This window comes from Edaphobacter sp. 12200R-103, assembly GCF_010093025.1.
In the GTDB taxonomy this organism is placed as follows: Bacteria; Acidobacteriota; Terriglobia; order Terriglobales; family Acidobacteriaceae; genus Edaphobacter.
The window spans coordinates 1,254,048-1,271,649 of the sequence record NZ_CP048114.1; the positions used below are offsets into that span (position 1 = coordinate 1,254,048).

The window sequence follows — 17,602 nt, forward strand, 5'->3', positions numbered from 1 at the left end:
ATCAGATGCGGAGGTGGATATGGCGGTTTCTTGCTTTGTACTTCAGTAATTTGAACTACTTGACGGACACAACCGGCGTGACCGAGTAGCCCGGACGAAGCGTGTGATCATTATTCTCCTGGTCCAGATTAGTGAAATCGATGCGGACCGGAATTCGCTGAACTACCTTCACATAGTTCCCCGTGGCATTTTCAGGCGGGAAGAGCGAGAGCTTGGAGCCGGTAGCTCCTCCGATCTGACGAACAACGCCGTGGAACTTCTTTCCTCCCAGGGCGTCCACCTTGATCACGACCTTCTGGCCGGCGCGCATGTGCTCCAGCTGGGTTTCCTTGAAGTTCGCCGTAACCCACAGGTTGGTCAGAGGAATAATCGTAAGAAGATCCTGACCAATCGAAAGGTTCTGTCCTATGTTGACGTTCTTCTTGTTCACGATTCCGGTCGCTGGAGCCAGGATCTTGGTATAGCTCAGATTGAGCTTCGCCTGATCGACCTTGGCCTGTGCCTGCTTTACATCTGCCACCGCGGCGTTGTACTTCGCCTCCTGTGCCTTGACCTGGCTCGGCCCATTCCTGGACGCCTCAAGCGCTGTGGATCGTGACTGTGCCAGCTTCTGCTGTGACTGCCGTACAGCTTCCTGCTGCGCGATCAGCGTCGCTTCCGCCTCAAGGACGGAGGCCCGGTTGGCAGCAGCCGCAGCTACGGCAGCATCATACTGCTGTTTGGAGATGACATCCTTCTCCACCAGCGGTCCGTAGCGCTCCACGTCGAGGTCGGTCTTCTTTGCGTTGGCCTTCGCCTGCTCTACGCGGGCATTGGCAGCTGCAACCTGCTTGACCGCTTGGGCCACAGCCGCCTGGGCACCCTGCACATCGGAGCTCGTCGTGCTGATGCTGGTCCGGGTCGTAATGTTAGTGATCGGCACGTTTACATTGGCCTGGATCGCCGCAGCCTCGGCGCTGGCCAGATTCGCCTGCGCTTGTTCCAGCGCTACCTGGAAGTCCTTCGGATCAACCTCCGCAAGAAGATCGCCAGCCTTTACCTCCTGGTTGTCCTCCACGTAGACCTTGATCACCTGACCGGCAATACGTGAGCTTACCTGGTAAAGATCGCCATCCACCTGCGCGTCGTCCGTGTCTTCCGTAAAGGTGGAGTGCCAATAAAACAGCGCAGCACCGATTGCGAGAAGCGTGATCACTGCAATGACGACCAGCTTGCGCCGGGACTTCTTCTCTGGAGATTCGTCTTCCAGCTCCGGCGCATTATCTCTGTTTGCGTCGTACTTCTTCTCTGCTTGCTCTGGCAAGGTTACTTTCCTCCGAGATAATCTTTGTATTTTGTCTGGGCGGCTCCTAGGGCACGCGCCAGTGAAAGCTTGGCAATATTGTGCTGATACAGGGCGCTGATGTACTGATCGTTGGCCTGTTCGGTCTGGGATTGTGCCTGCGACACCGGAAGATTGTCAGAGACGCCGGCTTTAAACCTCTGCTGCGCCTCGCTCAATGCCTCGGTGGCCAACTCGACATTTGAATGCGTCGCCTCCACCAGCTTCGCCGCAGCCTGGATGTCAAGAATAGCGTCTCGCACGTCCTGGTTGACCTGCTGGGCCTGATCGCTGAGCCGTGCCCGCGCCTGTTCGTAGTTCGCGGATGCAACTTCGTTCTGGCCACGGGTTTTGGCAATCTGCAGGATAGGAACCGTCACCTGGCCAGTGGCCGTATAGCTGGAGTGCGAATGTCCGGGAGTCTGTCCCAGATCGCCGAAGTCGCCCACGAAGCTGGCGACGGGAAGCTGATAGGCCCAGGCGGATTTTTTCTGCGCATTCGCGGCCTTCACCTGCTCGCCGGAAGCAGCCAGGTCCTTACGCTCCTTCAGGGCCTCATCCACACTCGCCTGCGGATCCAGGTTGTCTAAGGCTGCATACGGTGCAAGGTCGGTCAGGTGAAACTCCTGGTCGAGCGGAAGTCCGATGACGCGCGCCAACGCCAGCTTGTCTTTTGCCAGCCCATTTTTGGCGGCGATCAGGGTCTGCTGCTCGTTCTGGTAGTCCACCTGCGCGCGAAGCACATCGAGCTTGGGGCTGGTACCGGCGTCGTGCGCAGCTACAGCCTGATCAAGCGTCACCTTCGAGGTCGCCAGTTCCGCCGTCACAGCCTCAATACGCGCCCTGTCCGCAATGCACAGCAGGTACGCATTGCCCACCGTCAGGACAACCAGGTCCCGGGCGTCTTCGGCAGTCAGCTTCGCCGCTGCGAAGTTATGTTTGGCTGCGAGATAGTTCTGAAACGCCGACAGATTGAAAAGATTCTGTGTAAGGTAAGCCCGGAAATCGACTACCTGAAACGGACCGACGATCGGATTCAACCCGGGAAACTTGAGCCCATAAGCGGCCAGGTTGACCTGCTGGACATTGATGCTGGCTGCGCCGGTGACCGTGGGCAGAAGTGCCTGCAGCTCTTCCAGCCGTTGCCCATTTGCGTTCTTCTGCGCTGCCCCCTGCAGAATCATCCCAAGGTTGTTGCGAAGGCCACGGTGAATGGCATCGTCCAGCGAAAGATCCAGCACGTTGCCGGTCGCTTTACCCTCCACAATCGAGCCTTTGAAGGAGTCTTGCGAGACCTGAGCGCCGTTTTGGCCAGATGCCGTATAAAGCTGCTGCTGCGCCCCTGCCATCGCTGAGCTCTGCGGTCCGCTGCTCGGCCCGGTCTCGGTTGGCCTCGGTTGATTTCCGGAAGGAGCCGTCTGTCGTTGCTGAGCTAACGTGGGCAGCCCGCAGAGCGTCAGACCGATAACGACCGCAGTTCCGCGGAGAAGACGTGCTACTTCTCTGTCGATCGCCCGGTTTTCGACGACCTTCCCGTTGCGTTGCACCATAGGTTCGATATTAACCGTATCCCGTGTTTCAGCGGGAACCTGCCTGTACAGAGAGGTGGGCTGGCCCATCGCTGGCATTGTTATATGAACTCTGATGCTTTTCATGGTTTTGAAGGCTCAAAAGTTTCGCAAGCAATTGAAGATCTGGGAGTTTTGACCTCCTCCCATGCAATAAACTTCTTTCTGGACAGAATTTTCCAAAGATAAAAGAAAACTGGAGGATCGATGGCGGAAATTGGGGTTGCAGTAATCGGTTTTGGGCTGGCAGGTCGTGTCTTTCATGCACCATTTGTGAGCGCCGTTCCGGGCCTGAAGCTCGAGGCGATCGTGCAGCGGAGAGGCGACGAAGCCGCCCAGGCCTATCCCAACACCCGTATTCTTCGCTCCGTCGAGGAGGCGCTTGCAGACAGCAGCATCTCCCTGATCGTTGTCGGCACGCCCAATGAGACGCACTATGCCCTGGCTAAGAAGGCTCTCGAGGCCGGCAAGCATGTGGTTATCGACAAACCCTTTGCCGCCACAAGCGAGCAAGCGAAAGAGCTTCTTGAGCTTGCCCGCGCGAAGAAGCTGGTCCTTGCCCCCTTCCACAACCGGCGCTGGGACGGTGATTTTCTGACGGTCCGCAAGGTTCTGAAGTCCGGAGACCTGGGCCGGGTTGTCACCTTCGAATCTCACTTCGACCGCTTCCGCCCGCTGCCCCGCGAGGCGACCTGGAAGGAGTCGGCCAACGCCGCCAACGGCATGCTCTTCGACCTCGGCCCACATCTGATCGACCAGGCACTGGTTCTCTTCGGCACGCCAGAGTCTATCACTGCCAGCGTCAGGCGCGACCGCGACACGACCGAGATCGAGGATACCTTCGACATCACCCTGCACTATCCCCGTCTCCAGGCAATCTGCCGCGCCACAATGCTGGCCGCGGAGCCGGCTCCGCGCTTCCTGATTCATGGCACACGGGGCAGCTTCCGGAAGTACGGCCTGGATCCCCAGGAGCCTGCACTGGTCGGTGGGGCGAAGGTTCCCATGATGGGCGACGCGCGAGAGTGGCTGGGCGAGCCGGAATCTGCGTGGGGAACGATGACCGTTGCTCCCGACCCTGACCAACCTGGGCAGCTGACGCGCACGACCATCAAGACCGAGGCCGGAGATTATCGCGGCTACTACGCCAACGTCCGCGACGCCATTCTCGGAAGCAGCAAGCTGGCTGTGACGCCGGAAGACGGTTACCGGGTCATCCGCCTGCTGGAACTGGCCCGGGAGAGCAGCAACGAGGGTAGAACGATCCCTGTTCAGTTCTCTGCCATTTAGGGCATCTTCGCCATAGCCGCAAGGTAGAAGAATCATTGGTTCATCTGCGTGGAGCGGACCGATGATCTGCTTGATAGATTGGATTCTATGAGTCTCGAGATGAAAGTGATGGAGGGCCTACCGGGAGGTTTCCTGTGGGCCGCGGTGAAGGCAGGCATCAAGGCGAGCGGCAAGTCGGATCTCGCGGCCTGCCTGGTGGATGGCGTAGCCCAGGGGGCGGCAGTGTTCACCTCCAACCAGGTCGTTGCAGCCCCGGTAACAGTAGGCCGAAACCACATGTCTGCAACCGGCGGAAGAGTCGGGCTGGTCCTGGTCAACGCCGGAAATGCCAACTGCGCCACGGGGCAGGCAGGTCTCGATGCCTGCAACAGCACCTGCACGGCCGCAGCGGAGACCTTCGGATGCATCTTTGACGAGGTCTTCCCTTCCTCCACAGGCATCATCGGGGTTCCCTTTCCCGCAGACAAGGTGATCGCAGCACTACCCGAGCTGAAGGCTTCGCTCGGGAACAGTGCGGAGCATGCGAAGAGCTTCGCCCGCGCCATCATGACCACGGACACCCGGATGAAGGTGGCACAGACATCGCTCCACACCGATGATGGCGAGATCAGGATCTTCGGGGTCGCAAAAGGCGCAGGAATGATCCACCCGCAGCTGGGAGCTCCCGTGGCGCCGCACGCCACCATGCTGGTCTACCTGTTTACTGATGTCGAAGCAGAGAGCTCGCAGTTGCGAGAGCTGATACCCCTTGCAGTCGATAAGAGCTTCAACTCCATCTCGATCGATGGCGACACCTCGACCAACGATACCGTTCTTCTTTTGGCCAGCGGCGCCAGCGGTGTGCGACTGAATGATCAGAACAAGGCTGCCTTTGCCGCGGCTCTCAACGAAGTCTGCCAGAAGCTGGCCTATGCCATCGTGGACGACGGAGAGGGCGTGACTCACGTGGTAACGCTGCACATCACTGGCGCGCGCAATGAGTACGAGGCCCGACAAATTGCAAAATCCATCGCCCACTCGCCCCTATGCAAGACGGCATGGTCGAGCGCGGACCCGAACTGGGGCCGCCTGATGGCCGCTGCCGGATATTCCGGGGTCGAATTCGATCCCGCGAAGGTCAAGGTGCGGATTGGCGAACAGCCGGTGTATGAAAACGGTATGCGCTCACCTGATTTCGACGAAGCACGTGCCCATACGGTCATGCAGCAGAGGGATTACACGATCCGCATGGATATGGGACAGGGCGACGCAGAGTGCAGATTCATCACCTGCGATCTGACGGCGGAGTATGTCAGGATCAACGCAGACTACTCGACGTAGGCAACGATATCCGGCTCGCTTTCTCACATCAGTTGCACGCATGCCAGAACCAGTCCCAATCCGCGGCCGCAGATTGGGACTGGTTCTGGCGTCAACCGTACGTCTGGTCGGTGCTCTGTCCGACCTCGATGATATAACCATCAGGGTCACGGATGTAGCAGCGGATCTCGCCATACTTGGGGATTGGCGCCGTGATGAACTCCGCTCCGCGACTCTTCCATAGTTCATAACACGCTTGAATATCCGCAACCCGGAAATTCAGAAAGCTATTGATGTGATTCGGGTCGGGAACGCTGAGCGACACCGTTGGTTTATCCGGTGTCGGGCCGCCCCCTACGTTCACAATCATCCAGATATTCGCGAGTTGAAGGTACCCAGGCGCATTCCCGTCGCCTCTGCTCAGAATGCGAGCCCCGAAGATCTTCTTGTAGTAATCGAGCGATCGGTCGATGTCGGCTACAGTTAGAAAATGTGCGATGCTCATCCCTTCTCGCGGAGGCATCTCATAGCTCTTCTGGTCGATTTGTACGCTGCTCATTGATGGCTCCAATTGCGATAAAGGATGCCCATCTGGGCGGTTGGCCTACAGTTCGGCGGCCTCCGCAAAAAATCGCCGACTGCGGTTTTCATTGATATACCCACTCCATGCCTGCCTCCCTTTTTCAAGTAGCTCTTTCCGGGGGCGTCCTGATTCTTATGAAGCTGAAACCGACTTCTTCTTCCCATCGAGTGCCGGCAAAAGAAGTTTCAGAAGCGCGTGATCAGAGAACGGATTCTGGCCTGAGATCAATTCGCGATCATGAACAACATAGCTGGTCCATGGAGCGAGCACACTTACGTCACCGCCTGCCGTACTCAAGGCGAAGTCCGGGTAGAAGCGAACCTTTCCACCAATCTCAAGCGGCTCACGTTGTTGTTCTTCCGCTGTCGAAAAGATAGTCATCTTATATCCAGAATAGATCCAGCCTTGAGCCTTCGCATGTGCTCCAGCGACATCGCCCGCAGCAAGCGCGGCGACAACCTCCGTCGAATTCGGAAGAGCCGCGAGAAGTGAAATCGGGCCATGGCAAAGGACTGCCGTCGGCTTGGATGCTTGATGAAAGTGTCTCAGCACTGTACCAGCGTCGGGATCATCGAGCAGGTCCATCATCGGACCATGGCCGCCGGGGACGAAAACAGCGTCATATTGATCCAGGCCCGATGCAATGACATCTGAGATACGCATTGGATTTTTAAGCCCATCCAAGGTGTCGCGAAATTTTAGGTAGTCCTGAAGCTTAGCCTCGTCTCCACCGAAGAAGTCGGGGACAGCCGAATGGACATCCATTTGTGGCGTGTTTCCTTTGGGGTTAGCGAAAGTGATCTCGTAGCCTTCGCCCATCAGAGTGCGAACCGGAACCGTAAGCTCGTTGAGATAGTACCCCGCGCCGGTATAAACCTTGCCATCTTTCAAGGGCAAACCATGACCGCTCGAAACGAGTACTAAAACCTTTCCTTTTGTCGTCATTTTGTTCTCCTGTTTGAATTTGAACTCGGATCTACTGAACATGAGTTAGCCCATCGTCCGCCACTTCCTACAAAATGCGCATGGCCTGCCACCGCGATTGAACATCAACCACGGCTAATTGGTCTCCTAATGCGGGCACGGCGCCGCATCCTGATCGAACAGCTTCCGGTCGAATATCACCAGTTTTCTGGAGCCCGATCAAAGTACTGCAGGTAACATCGTGCCAGGCTTCTTGTGGCCGGCGACAACAATCGCCGGGTTCAGCACGCCGCTAACGGTCCGGGTACTGCAATCCAATTCTTTCGACTTTTGGAAATGGCCCTTGGCCGCTCGCCGACTAACACTTTCCCGTAACGGTAAAGCGTTCACACTCATCGCGGTCGACGCGATGAGCGCGGTCACGCATATGGTACCTTTCAGCCCATTTGCGTCGTCCATCTGGCGCTCCTTTCGAGGTCAGAGCGAGCGATTTTTGCAAGGAAAGATTAGCAGAAGCGCGACGAATGTGGATCGATTCAGATCTTAAGTTGACAATAAAACATGCCAGTACACTCATTGAATTCTGTCGAAAGCCTTATAAGTTCTTCATCGGTTACGGACTATCGATGGTACAAAAGTTAAACTTTGATAAAGTCTTCCGGGAAGCTCCTGAAACGGAGCTACACACTTGGTAGCCACGGAAAATTCTGGATTCCTAATACTTCCCGTTGGTAAATCCCCGCCCCCTAGCAAATAGCGATTCGCTCCTAATAGGCGCTCGTGTAGTTGCATCCTTATTAGTAGCTCGGTTAGTACCTCATTAGTAGCTCGGTTAGCACCTCCCAATCTAGGAGGAATTCCCTTCAGCTCGCCATGCTTTGTGAACGTACTGTTATCCCAAACAATGAATTAAGTGCACAGCAATCACCAGAAGATTGCATATAAAATATGCATCACACCGACTTCGCATGATCCGCTCGGAACATGGGGCGCAAGATTGGTTTCAGGCTTGAAATTCCAGGTACCTCAGTATGGAAAGCAAGAAGACGGTCATCGTAACTGGCGCCTCAAAGGGCATTGGAGCGGCTATTGTCCAGGCTTTTATTGATCGGGACTACAACATAGTTGCAACATCACGTAGCGTTTCCGAGGCCGGTTTCTCATCATCACCGAGTCTCGTATTGGTCGACGGTGACATCAGTCAGGCAACGACAGCCGAAAAGGTCGCGCGGGCCGCGGTAGAGAACTTCGGCTCCATCGATCACGTTGTCAATAATGCAGGCATCTTCTCGGCGAAACCTTTTACGGAGTACACCGCGGAAGAGTTTCGCCGCTTCATGGCAGTCAACCTGGAAGGGTTCGTCCTGGTGACACAGCTTGCAGTCAGGCAGATGCTGTCGCAGGGAAACGGAGGCAGCGTGACAAGCATCACAGCGGCCTTGGCCGATAACCCCATCGCGGGCATTCCGGCATCGATCCCGATGATGACCAAGGGTGGACTGAACGCAATTACCCTAAGCCTTGCGAGTGAATATGCGAAGGACCATATCCGCTTCAATGCGGTCGCGCCGGGTGTAGTAGAGACGCCTCTCCATAAGGAGACACCGACGGATCTTCTGAAAACCCGAACTCCTATGGGCACGATCTCAAGCTCGAAGGACATCGCCAATGCCGTCATTTATCTGACTGAGGCCAATCATATTACTGGAGAGGTGCTGCACGTGGACGATGGTGCGCACGTAGGACGATGGTAGCCGGCAAGCGGTCGCAGTCGGACGGTGCAGAACACCGACTACGGGACCTTGGCATTCAACTCCCAACACCCTCGACGCCGTTTGGCACGTATGCTGAGACGGTGCAGACTGGCAATCTGCTTTTCTTTAGCGGAATGCTCCCGGTTGTTGACCACAAGCCGAAGTACGTTGGCCGACTGGGGAAAGAACTCGATGTCGAGGCTGACCGCGCTGCAACCTATATCGCGGCCTTAAACGTCCTTGCTTCGGCGAAAGAGCATCTGGGCTCACTTGATAGAGTGACTCGCGTCGTTCGATCCTGGCGAGCCGGAACGGTACCGCAAAGATGTGCCGAATGCAGACATTCACATACTTGATGCCGGTCACTTTGCACTTGATACCAAGGCTTACGAGATTGTCGCGCTGGTACGTGAGTTCATGAAGACACAAAAGTAAACACTGTAATCTTTACCTTCGCCTATAAATGTTTTCGCTGTATTGATCTAGTCTTAGCAACGGCTCGGCATATCTCATTGAGCGCGCTGGCACCATCCTTCGTCGCGGTTATCGGTACGGTTGGTTGGGGAATCCAGGAGTCAAAACCGGATGTTGACATCTGATCACTTCCGTTGTTGAGTGGCCTTTTCACTCGCCGAAGATCGGAAGATTCGATCAAGGAAGCACCTCCCATGCTTTTTGAGCCCGCATCGGCTCAACTCATGGCAGAGAACAACAAGAACTGTCGGCGCATACCGCTTCACCGGTGTCCATAATCCGTGAAGACATAATCTTTATTCTTCACGCTTGTGTGGCACGTAAACCCGCAATTGGCGTCATCGCCTTGCGGCGGCTTGTCCGTTAAGTTTGCGAGCCTGAACTTACCGGATGAAGCTTCATATTCGAAGGCACCGTAGCCCCATCCGCCGCTGTCCGCAAATCTCCTGGAGTCCTTCAGCATGAAGTCAACGTCATGCTGAGGACCTGGAACCGTCGGCGCGCCGGGTTCACTAGCATCTACTTTCGCGTTCCAATGGATTTTCGCCATCTTGGCGCCGTCCGGAAAGGGCTTGCCATTACCGGGAATGCCCGTTTTATAGGCATCGATCATCACAGGATTCCCAAGGATTGCCGCAAGCTTATCTCCATTATGGCTAAGGGAAATCAGCGACCAGCCTTCATAGCCTTTGAACTCTGAGAACGCAAGGCCATTCGGTATTTTCAGGGCGTACTTATCCTGTGTGGAGATGGCGGCTTGTGTTTGTGATGGGGCTGCAGTGGAGGCGGATGCAGTGCCTGCTCGAGAAAGATTATGGATATAACGTGCGAGCTTCCAGGTATCGTCTTCGGAGATGTTCGACTTCCAGGCAGGCATGCCTGTGTGGCTCACTCCGTTCTGTATGATCCAAAACAACTCCGCGTCGTTCCAGTGCTGTACGTGGGGCGAATTCAGGTCCATGGCAGGCGGCGACATGTTGCGTCCCACGGTGGTGTCTCCGTTCGCTTCCGCGCCGTGACATTGGGCGCAGGCCCCAAGAAACACTTCCCGGCCCTGGCTCACCACCTCATCCGTCTCAGGCAGCGGGTTCTTCATCTTCCCCGCCGCCAATGGAATGGTGACATCTTTCGCCACGTTGGCAAGGCTGGTTTCTCCCCGGGAAGGCTGTTTGTTCGCCGAGCAACCTTGCAGGAACGTGCCTAGCATCGCACCGGTCACGCCAAGCATCAGCTTGTGTCTTAGCACCCTATCGCGGTCACCTCTGCGCGACCCACGAATCCGCGGCAGGTCCACAACAGCGCTCATGAGTTCAGGCATCGAATGTTCTCCTTTATCAAGAAAGCTTCTAGGCCCGGTACAGCGTGCGTTTCCCTTTTAAATTTTTGATATTCCTGGAACTGGAGTACAGAGGGTGTCCTACTTCTCCCGTCAAGATGCTAACGCGGAGTGGTCCATTTTTACCAGCTATGAGACGAGCTTGAGTCCCGTCACTCCTGCCAGAATGAGAACGATGCAGAACATTCTCATCGGCGCAGCAGACTCGCCCAGCACTGCGATTCCAAGAATCGCAGTGCCCGCCGCGCCTATACCGGTCCAGACCGCGTAGGCCGTTCCCACCGGTAGTGTGCGGAGTGAGATAGAAAGAAGTATGACGCTCGCCAGGCCGGTTGCGACCGTAAACAATGCCGGTATCAACCGCGTAAATCCTTCAGACTGCTTCATCCCGAAGGCGAAGGCGATCTCGACGATACCGGCCATACAAAGTAGTGTCCATGCCATGGGGATTGTTCCATTCGTTAGGTTGCCAGGCGTTATGGTTGCCGAAGTTTCGGTGGAGAGCAATTGTCGATTGATGAAGCCGCGGCGCCTTGAGCAAATGACATCACATCGTGCGAGCCTTATACGTCTCCGGAGTAGCCCGAACATAGGCATTGCTCTCTTCGGAACGGGATCGACGTGACAGCAGTCCATCCACGCTGAGCGGAAAGATCTCACAATTTGCGAGGAGGAAGGAGCCTCCGATTCCAGTTAGCACAGCGTAATTCAAGACCGACTTAGGTCCTAACGCGATCGTCATTGCTGTCGCAAAGACGATAAGGAGAAGGCCACTTAACCGCGCGGCGATGCGTGTGTGCCAGCCAACAAGGACAAGAAGGCCGATGAGAATTTCAGCGCCAGTTGCGGCAGTTCCCAGCACCGGAATCGTCGCTGCCGGCCAATACCAATTAAGGCTGTGCGTGTAATCCAGAAATCGTGAATAACTTCCCCACTCGACATTCGGTTGACCAAAGGAACCCCACATACCGAACCTGTCTGCCACGGCTGAAAGGAAACCCAACCCAAGGCCAAGCCGCAAAACCAGAGAGCTGTAGCTGCCATTTCTGATAAACATTTTGATACTCCTTGTTTGTCTCAATTTGAAAAGTCGTTTGAATCCGTATCGCCCTGCCCAGGCGCCGGCGCTAGACGGCCAGGTCCCGCTGAAAATCGTTCGGCAGCCTTCGGTCTCGATTCACTTGACTGGTATCACTAGCGGAGTGTCTTTCTTATGAATGAGGAACACGAGAAATTTCGCTGGCTTCGAGCTACTTGCATTTCTGCTGACGACGTGAATGTCGTTTGGGTTTTCATAAAAACTTTGGCCCGGTCCGAGCGTGAGCTCTTTTCCGCCCTTCACCTGCATCACGACAGAGCCTTCCAGTACGTAAACAGATACCTGCGCATCGTGGCGGTGGATAGGACTCGAAAAGTCCGGAGGGAAATCCACGGTGTACATCAGAACTTCGCTCCCGGGGTCTCCCGCAAGAGCGTGCGTCATGATCGGCGTGATAGTTTCCTGCGCCGTCAGGGGACTGGTTAAGGTTAGGGTGCTGGCTACGAAAAAGGCTAACTGCAGAATTCGTTTTACGCTTGCCATATTTGTTTGCATCGGTGTTATCTCCTTAACCCCACACTAGGCTTTTTGTGGATTAGAGAGAAGGTCCATAATGCAAACATTCAATAGTCCACTTTGTACGGATAGATCACCCTCTCGAGCTATGGCTAAAGAAGAAACATTTCAGAATCTCTCACTCAACTTGCCATCTGACGAGGAGAGCGCTGGCGTTAGCTCTATACAGAGTTGCGCAACGCCATTCTGGATGGGAGGCTCAAGCCCGGTGCTCGCATGCCTTCCACTCGCAGTCTCGGGATCCAGTATTCATTCTCACGCGGAACGCGACAAGTCGGACAATTAAGGCGTGAGGATGCCAATGGTGTGCAACCATGTCTCGACCAACTCGGGCCATGCTGTCGCTGGAGACTTGGTGCGACGAAGGCCAAAGGCGTGGCCGCCATGGGCGTAGAGATGCATCTCTACGGGAACACCGGTCTTCTTGAGCCCGACGTAGTACGACAATGAGTCCTCGACGCGATCGACATCATCGTCCTCGTTCTGCAGGAGGAAGGTTGGCGGCGTTTGAGGTGTGATGTGGGTGCGGATATCCGGATTGAGAGTAAAGAGATCCTTTCCGAAGGCAAGGTGCCCCGGATAGATCGCAACCGCGAAATCGGGACGGCAACTGACCTTGTCGGCCTGATCGACAGGCGAATAGAGACGCTGGTTGAAGTGCACGCTTGTGGCAGCTACCAGGTGGCCTCCGGCGGAGAATCCAAGCACGCCGATTTTGTGTGGATCGATATGCCATTCCGCCGCATGAAAGCGGACCAGCCCGAGGGTACGCTGAGCATCTTCCAATGCAATAGGGGACTGTGGGTATGCTCCCCAGTTGGGAGCGGAACGTGGGGCCGGCACACGATACTTCAGAAGCACGCACGTAATTCCCTTCGAGGTGAGCCAGTCACACGCCTCCGTCCCTTCGAGATCCATCGCGAGAATCTCATAGCCTCCTCCCGGAAATACGACGACAGCAGCGCCCGTATTGTTTCCCTTGGGAGAGTAGACCGTCATCGTCGGCTGGGAGACGTTACTGATCGCCGTCCACGGTCTTCCGGCAACCAGAGAATCTTTCCCTGTCGTTTTTGCAGTTTCCGGTCCCTTTGCAGGTCGCGCGTCTGGAATAATACCGGGCCATATCTGCACTTGAACATGGCCGGATGAAGGCTGCCACGCAGTCGTCTGCGCGCTGAGGCCGAAAGATGCAAATAGAAGACAGGCAACAAGGATCAGAGGATTCATTCGTAGTTCCTCAACAGATGCGCCCAGTGTAGGGCTTCAAACGTTGTGGAAGTTCACGACCAGAAACCAGGATCAATTCGGTTAATACCTGCAGGACAAGCACACAGCTTGCAGGATGCAAATTCCTCCTATGCTCCAGAGGTCAATGCAAAGTACGGCTGATTGCTGAAGGTGGCGTTGAACGCAGGATGCAGTGTGGCCGCATTCTGCGTCTTCAGCTCGAAGTAGTACTGGAATGGAAACTGCGAATCGGTGTAAGAGCCGGGCACCGTTGCCTTGAACGTGCCTTCCGAAGACGTCATCGCCATCTGGCTCCATCGTTCCGCCTGATTGACATGGCGATACCAGAGTGTCACCTCGTGAACTGTCTCGGGGGCTTCAATGGAGAGCGTCAGGTCTTCAGTGCGGGTGAAATGCGATGGCGCTGCATGTTTGGCTTCGAGCACAGGACGAGACTTTTGATTGAGGAGGTTAGTGAGATCGACCGTCTTCGTTGTCTGTTTCGGTCGGCTGTTGAAGTACGCCGTCAGCGTTGCCAGATCCTGATCGATCATGGGCAGACGGTCTGCCCAGTGGCCGCGGCGCACAAAGACACTGCCATAGCTGACATCCGCCTGATATACCTTGCTCGCGCGTGCTGCCATCCCGGCCCAGGCGTTACGGGCGTCGCGGTAGGATGCGAGCGCCTTCTTCGCCAGCGACGGATCACCGGTCTGTTCAAAGAGCGAGTAGTAGAGCGCCGTCCGAAAGAGGTTCGCAAAATAGAGACCGGCCCCATTGACGATGCGGATGTCCTCTTCGACCTGGCGAAACGAAGCGTCATCCGCTCTCTTGCCGAGAGACGATCGTGCCACGGTGAGGGAGTGGTTCGAGCGCGCAACCATCCCTTCGATGGCATCGGCAACCTCGGCGTGGTTGTAGTGACCGTTCTTTGTCCCGCCAATAAGGTTTTTGGCGTACTGATCGATGGTGAGGAAGATCTGCGGGTCAAGCGGACTGATAACGCTCACGTTGTGAGGCGCGGGAGAATCGGAGTAGATTGGCTTGTCCTTGATGGGAAGGATCGAGATGGGGGTAAAGAGCTCTATCCAAAGACTGTGATTGGACGCCGAAGGAAGCCAGGCCGTCGTCACCAGGGGCAGGATGCGGCTGGAATTGGAAAGTGCCGATTCGAGACCGAGACCTGCTTCACCATAGTTCTGCCGGAAGACCCGCCGATAGAAGGCAGGCGTACTGTCCGGGCTGTAGAGATACCGGCCCCACATGAGATAGGTGAGAGCGAACTTCTCCGAATCAGGATGAAGCTTTGCCAGCGTTTGATCTGCGTAGGCATTGCGGCCTCCTGGGTGTCCTGAACCCTCGCGGCCCTTGAAGGTAAGCGGCTCACACAACTCCATGCCTGCCGCGCCACAGAAGTGAGCTGCGTTGCCGTAGCCGGAGGCAAGTGCGGGATCGGCCCAGATGAGGTGCCTCTGCGTTCCCGGCCACACGCGATACACCACGCTGATGGAGTCCTGTCCGTAAAAGTCGCCATAGCCGTAGCGCGTGAAGTTGCGCTCTCCGCTGGAAACGGTGAACGTTCCGGTCACGCCGGTCTTCGGGTATTCCGTCGCACGAATGTCGGCCTGATGGTAAGCGAGTCCCTGGTGCTCAGCCCAGAACTTGGCGCCGGCTTTGACGGGCATTCCCGTCTTTCGGGCGATCTCGATCATCGTCGGATCAAGTCCCTTGGCATGCATCTCGATCTCGAGCGTCCTGCCGGAACGCGTGATCGCCTCAAAGAGCGTCTCCCAGAAGGGGTAGCTGCGCTCGGGGATGCCACTCTCGCCATGAATGCGAAAGGTAAGGCCGGTGATCTGCGGGCATGCCTTGAGCACAACCGCCAACGCATCGCGGCAGTAGGGTGCATGGATCTTAGGGTTCAGACCAACGATGCGGTGGTCGGCCTTGGGGCTATCGACCCACTCATAGGCGTGCGTCCACAGACCAAGCTGAAACTCCATTCCGCGACGGGCCGTCTCGGCGGCGATAAACTGCAGAGTCTCCAGATTGCGGTCGCGCTCGCCGGCCTGAAGAGCCGGCTCTACATGAACCTGCTCGTACCCCGGAACCTCTACCAGGTAGGGGTAAGGAAAATGCAGGTAGTCGCCCGTGACGCCGCGTGGAAAGTCATATCCGAAGCCGAGCGCGAAATTGAATCGGTTGAAGCGGGCTGCGGCGAGACGATCCAGATAGTCCGTCCAGAACTGGCGGTCATAAAACCACGCCTTGTCTTCGATCTCCGACAGAAACGGCCTGGCAACACTGCGGACGCGGTTCGGGGTCACTTCGACTATCGACCTTCTTGTGACGAGCGCACGCATCGGATCATCGCTGTAGCGCACCTCATCGGCCAGTTCCAGCAGGCCGTAGACGATCCCACGCGCATCGACACCAGTCACCAGGATGGAGGGCACAGCATTTTGGCTGCCGGCGAGGAGAGCGACCGTCTCCGGCCGGGAAATGGCTGATTCCGTTGCCGGAAAACTGTTCGCGAGCGGGCTTCCCTGCTGCGAGATGACAATACGGAGCGCAGAGGAATCCGCCGCCATCTCCATCTCCTTGGCGCGAAGCTCCTTCTGAAGCCGACCGAGCGCCCACGATACGGGTTCGCTATTCGCAAGAGGAGATTCGCGATCAATCTCGATGGCAACCGCATGGCTGCGGTCTGCGGCACTCGCCTGCCTGCATGCAGAGACAGAGCCTGCGGCTCCGGTGATCTTCAGGAAGGTCCTGCGGTTAAGGCCTGCACTCATAGAAGTGGAACACTCCGTTGGTCAGATTCAAAACAGTTCGAACGTTGAACGATGAACCCGCCTAGCCTACCTTCGATCCACACTGAGCCTCAAGCAAATAACTCGTAAGCGATTACGCTGAATACCTTGCGGATAAATCTCGATCCAGCAAAATGAAAAGCCCCGATCGCTCGAGGCCCTTCTTATCTCCTGACACAGAATCGTTATTCTTGAGAGACCACGACGATCATGAAGCTGCCCGGCTTCTCAGTGGGTCTTTCTGTGGTTCCGGTCTCGAATTCGGCTGTCGGCAGATAGACTCGATGTGTGGCCGTATCGATTCCCATCGTCCTTGCTCCGGTTGCTGTCCTAACGACCTGCTCCACTGAGAATTTTCCGGGAGAGATTTCGTGCGCCACGGTCAGCGATCCGTCGCGGCAGCTGGCGAAGATCTCTCCGGCGTCGATCTTGGTGGCGTCGACGCCCTTACCGATAGGAAGCGCAGACAGGACCTTGCCGTTCTCTGTGCTCATGACGACCAGCTTCGCCGGTTTACGTCCGCCGATATAGAGTTGCCGTTTATGGGTATCGATTGCCATGCCGACCGGTGTGCCTCCGGGAGCGACGGGCCACCGCGCGATCACTTTGCGCGCCTTCATATCGACCACCGCTACAGCATCCTTGTCCATCAGGTTGACGTAGACCTTGCCAGAGCCGTCTGCCGCGAGGAACTCGGGAGAGCCTCCTAGTTCGATTGGGGGATCGATTTTGCCCTTTGCCGGATCGATCTCCGGGCTGAACGACATCAGCGCCCCCTTGTCTCCCGATACGACGAGGACACGCTTCAGCGCAGAGTCATAGATGATGCCATCGGCATCCGGCTCGGCTGCTATTTTGCCCAGAACAGCATAGGACTTGAGATCGAAGACGATAACTGCACCGTCGCCTCCTCCGTCACTGATGAATCCCCGGCCGGCCTCCGGGACAATGGCAACTCCATGCGCTCTCTTCTGGCCGGGAATATCGGCGAGCGTCTTGCCCGAGTTCGCATCGATCACCAGTGTATGGGTGCTTCTTGGAACAAACAGCCGATGGGTCTGAGGATCGACGGTCAGGTAGTCCCACCCGCCCTCTCCTCCTACGTGAATTGTCGTCCGGATCTTCCAGCTGCCCTGCGCCAGAGACGGCAGAGTTGCAGCAAGCAGGGTAACCGGGAGAGTGATCTTCAGGTGTCGTTTTAATAGCATGATGCGTTCTCCATGCAGACGGCGCATGGACCTCCTCGTTTCAGGATGAAGTGGGCGGTCCAACGTAACAGGCAACCGTCCTGGCGTGGCGCTCTTGAAGGAGCGCTATCAGTCTGGCGGGGCATGCTTAAGACAGGCTGAAGCCGGGCAGAAAAGCTCTGGGATCTTGCAGGCAGCCCGTCCGGAATCC

The 17,602-nt window shown here is 56.3% G+C and carries 16 protein-coding genes and 1 pseudogene; 5 read left to right on the forward strand and 12 right to left on the reverse strand.

The window, feature by feature from the left end; all coding sequences use genetic code 11:
- Positions 1-55: 55 nt before the first annotated feature.
- Together GWR55_RS05235 and GWR55_RS05240 are read right to left on the reverse strand one after the other, a co-directional pair.
- On the reverse strand, positions 56-1,303 hold the full coding sequence (locus GWR55_RS05235) for an HlyD family secretion protein (RefSeq protein WP_162401314.1): 1,248 nt from the start codon (positions 1,301-1,303) through the stop codon (positions 56-58).
- A gap of 2 nt (positions 1,304-1,305) precedes the next feature.
- Positions 1,306-2,976 (reverse strand): TolC family protein, encoded by a 1,671-nt coding sequence (locus GWR55_RS05240; RefSeq protein ID WP_238398658.1) that lies wholly within the window; start codon positions 2,974-2,976, stop codon positions 1,306-1,308.
- Between the two features lie 120 nt (positions 2,977-3,096).
- On the opposite strand from GWR55_RS05240, the gene GWR55_RS05245 reads away from it, so the two are divergent.
- On the forward strand, positions 3,097-4,179 hold the full coding sequence (locus tag GWR55_RS05245) for an oxidoreductase (protein ID WP_162401315.1): 1,083 nt from the start codon (positions 3,097-3,099) through the stop codon (positions 4,177-4,179).
- 87 nt (positions 4,180-4,266) lie between these two features.
- On the forward strand, positions 4,267-5,499 hold the full coding sequence (gene argJ, locus GWR55_RS05250; protein ID WP_162401316.1) for a bifunctional glutamate N-acetyltransferase/amino-acid acetyltransferase ArgJ: 1,233 nt from the start codon (positions 4,267-4,269) through the stop codon (positions 5,497-5,499).
- A 91-nt stretch (positions 5,500-5,590) separates the two neighbouring features.
- Here argJ and GWR55_RS05255 read toward each other — a convergent pair whose 3' ends face one another.
- The 3 genes from GWR55_RS05255 to GWR55_RS05265 all read right to left on the reverse strand — a co-directional run bounded on the left by GWR55_RS05255 (position 5,591) and on the right by GWR55_RS05265 (position 7,444).
- The gene (locus tag GWR55_RS05255) at positions 5,591-6,037 is read right to left on the reverse strand and encodes a VOC family protein (protein WP_162401317.1); all 447 of its coding nucleotides are present in this window, start codon (positions 6,035-6,037) and stop codon (positions 5,591-5,593) included.
- 156 nt (positions 6,038-6,193) lie between these two features.
- Complete coding sequence (locus GWR55_RS05260; RefSeq protein ID WP_162401318.1) at positions 6,194-7,006, reverse strand: type 1 glutamine amidotransferase domain-containing protein; 813 nt, start codon at positions 7,004-7,006, stop codon at positions 6,194-6,196.
- A gap of 198 nt (positions 7,007-7,204) precedes the next feature.
- Positions 7,205-7,444: a hypothetical protein gene (locus GWR55_RS05265; RefSeq protein WP_162401319.1), complete on the reverse strand. Its 240-nt coding sequence runs from the start codon at positions 7,442-7,444 to the stop codon at positions 7,205-7,207.
- Positions 7,445-8,016: 572 nt separating this feature from the next.
- Between GWR55_RS05265 and GWR55_RS05270 the strand changes: the two genes are divergently transcribed.
- Entirely contained in the window at positions 8,017-8,739 is a 723-nt protein-coding gene (locus GWR55_RS05270) for an SDR family NAD(P)-dependent oxidoreductase (RefSeq protein WP_162401320.1), read from the forward strand.
- Entirely contained in the window at positions 8,733-9,095 is a 363-nt protein-coding gene (locus GWR55_RS05275; protein ID WP_162401321.1) for a RidA family protein, read from the forward strand. Before GWR55_RS05270 ends, GWR55_RS05275 begins: the two co-directional genes overlap by 7 nt.
- 380 nt (positions 9,096-9,475) lie before the next feature.
- Here the strand turns inward: GWR55_RS05275 and GWR55_RS05280 are convergent, their stop codons facing one another.
- The 4 genes from GWR55_RS05280 to GWR55_RS05295 all read right to left on the reverse strand — a co-directional run bounded on the left by GWR55_RS05280 (position 9,476) and on the right by GWR55_RS05295 (position 12,143).
- Positions 9,476-10,531 (reverse strand): cytochrome P460 family protein, encoded by a 1,056-nt coding sequence (locus GWR55_RS05280; RefSeq protein ID WP_202925584.1) that lies wholly within the window; start codon positions 10,529-10,531, stop codon positions 9,476-9,478.
- A 147-nt stretch (positions 10,532-10,678) separates the two neighbouring features.
- Positions 10,679-10,993, reverse strand: a complete 315-nt coding sequence (locus GWR55_RS05285) for a multidrug efflux SMR transporter (RefSeq protein ID WP_162401322.1) — start codon at positions 10,991-10,993, stop codon at positions 10,679-10,681.
- Between the two features lie 103 nt (positions 10,994-11,096).
- Positions 11,097-11,606 (reverse strand): DoxX family protein, encoded by a 510-nt coding sequence (locus GWR55_RS05290; RefSeq protein ID WP_162401323.1) that lies wholly within the window; start codon positions 11,604-11,606, stop codon positions 11,097-11,099.
- Positions 11,607-11,726: 120 nt separating this feature from the next.
- Entirely contained in the window at positions 11,727-12,143 is a 417-nt protein-coding gene (locus GWR55_RS05295; RefSeq protein WP_162401324.1) for a cupin domain-containing protein, read from the reverse strand.
- A gap of 192 nt (positions 12,144-12,335) precedes the next feature.
- Between GWR55_RS05295 and GWR55_RS19205 the strand changes: the two are divergent.
- Positions 12,336-12,383: pseudogene (locus GWR55_RS19205) on the forward strand (hypothetical protein); the annotation flags it as partial.
- Positions 12,384-12,446: 63 nt separating this feature from the next.
- Here GWR55_RS19205 and GWR55_RS05305 read toward each other — a convergent pair.
- The 3 genes from GWR55_RS05305 to GWR55_RS05315 all read right to left on the reverse strand — a co-directional run bounded on the left by GWR55_RS05305 (position 12,447) and on the right by GWR55_RS05315 (position 17,439).
- Positions 12,447-13,391, reverse strand: coding sequence for an alpha/beta hydrolase (locus GWR55_RS05305; RefSeq protein ID WP_162401325.1), 945 nt, complete (start codon positions 13,389-13,391; stop codon positions 12,447-12,449).
- 128 nt (positions 13,392-13,519) lie between these two features.
- Positions 13,520-16,186 carry a hypothetical protein gene (locus tag GWR55_RS05310; protein ID WP_162401326.1) on the reverse strand — a complete coding sequence of 889 codons (2,667 nt, stop codon included), beginning with the start codon at positions 16,184-16,186 and terminating at the stop codon, positions 13,520-13,522.
- Positions 16,187-16,389: 203 nt separating this feature from the next.
- On the reverse strand, positions 16,390-17,439 hold the full coding sequence (locus GWR55_RS05315; protein WP_162401327.1) for a YncE family protein: 1,050 nt from the start codon (positions 17,437-17,439) through the stop codon (positions 16,390-16,392).
- Between the last annotated feature and the right edge of the window lie 163 nt (positions 17,440-17,602).